The organism is Pectobacterium carotovorum (genome assembly GCF_900129615.1).
Taxonomy (GTDB): Bacteria; Pseudomonadota; Gammaproteobacteria; order Enterobacterales; family Enterobacteriaceae; genus Pectobacterium; species Pectobacterium carotovorum.
Genome location: NZ_FQWI01000023.1, coordinates 1 through 1,413, shown reverse-complemented (window position 1 = coordinate 1,413; position 1,413 = coordinate 1). Strand labels below are relative to the sequence as shown.

The following is a 1,413-nucleotide window of genomic DNA, read 5'->3' as shown; positions in this document are numbered from 1 at the left end:
TAATGCCGATCAGTTAAGGATCAGTTGAACGATCCGGTACTTGTGTAACAATCCGTAATCTCACAGGGATTACGGATTTTTTTATGCTACTCAGCCAGGCTCTCAACACGGTTCATAAATTCACCCCGCAGGAGTTTTCCGCCCTTTCTGACCTTCTGTCGCCTGAACTTATTGATGAATGCCTTGCTGATACTGGCATTGTTACCCTCCGCAAACGACGCCTTCCGATGGAAATGATGGTCTGGGCTGTCACCGGAATGACACTGTTCCGCTCACTTTCCATGAATCAGATAGTCTCACACCTTGATATTCTGCTTCCCGGCAAACGCCCTTTCGTTGCACCCAGCGCCGTCGTGCAGGCTCGTCAGCGATTAGGCGTCAATGCCATCCGTCTGGTCTTTGAAAAAACACGCCAGCTCTGGTTTGAAAAAACGCCGCTTTCACACTGGAATGGGCTGACGCTGATGGCGATAGATGGAACGCTGTGGAGAACACCGGATACACCAGAAAATGATGCTGCGTTTGGGCGAACGGCTAATGCGCATTCCCGCTCTGAGTGGCCGCAGGTTCGCATGGTCTGCCAGATGGAGGTAACCAGCCACCTTCTGACAGGAACGGCCTTTGGCAGTGTATCAACAACGAATGAAATTGACCTTGCGGCGCAGCTTGCAGAGCAAACGCCAGAACATACGCTGACACTCATGGATAAGGGATTTTATGCCCTTGGGTTACTGCACCACTGGCAGTCATCAGGCGTGGAGAAGCACTGGTTAATCCCACTCAAAAAAGATGCGCAGTATCAGGTGGTTCAGAAGCTGGGTAAAGGGGATGACATTGTCGAACTGAATGTGTCACCGCAGGCGAGACGCAAATGGGATAATGTGCCGAAAATACTCACGGCGAGACGGGTCAGTAAAGAGGTTAACGGGAAAATGATCCATGTCCTGACATCGATGAGCGACCCGCACAGGTATCCCAAAGCGGATATCGTCGACCTGTATGGGCATCGCTGGGAAATAGAGCATGGGTTCAGGGAGATGAAACAGCATCTTCTGAATAATGAACTGGCCTTAAGGAGCCGGAAACCGGACCTGGTGGAACAGGAACTGTGGGGAGTGGTTCTGGCGTATAACCTGCTGCGCTTCATGATGGCGCAAATGGCTTACAGCCTGAAAGGCATAGAGCCTTATCAGCTTGGTTTTAAGCAGGCGAGCCTTTATCTGACGGCCCAGTTGAGTCTGCTGCCGGTGGTAGCACCTGGGAAAATCCCCAAAATAATAAATGAGATAGTGGCAATGGCGGAGAGTTTTGTCCTGCCGACTCGCCGAGCGAGACATTACCCGAGGGCGGTAAAAAAGAAGCCGCAACGTTACACGTTACGGCTACCTTCAAAAGCTTAACTGAAAAGCATTA

Annotated in this window: 1 protein-coding gene; it reads left to right on the top strand. The window is 51.0% G+C overall.

The features are described from left to right. Positions 1-83 precede the first annotated feature (83 nt). A complete protein-coding gene (locus BUB06_RS21720; RefSeq protein ID WP_039473869.1) occupies positions 84-1,400 on the top strand; it encodes an IS4 family transposase in 1,317 nt (438 codons plus the stop codon). Positions 1,401-1,413 lie beyond the last annotated feature (13 nt).

What these genes read in the sequence shown, in the direction of transcription:
- BUB06_RS21720 (WP_039473869.1), top strand. Translation starts at nt 84, where the DNA reads ATGCTACTCAGCCAGGCTCTCAACACGGTTCATAAATTCACCCCGCAG.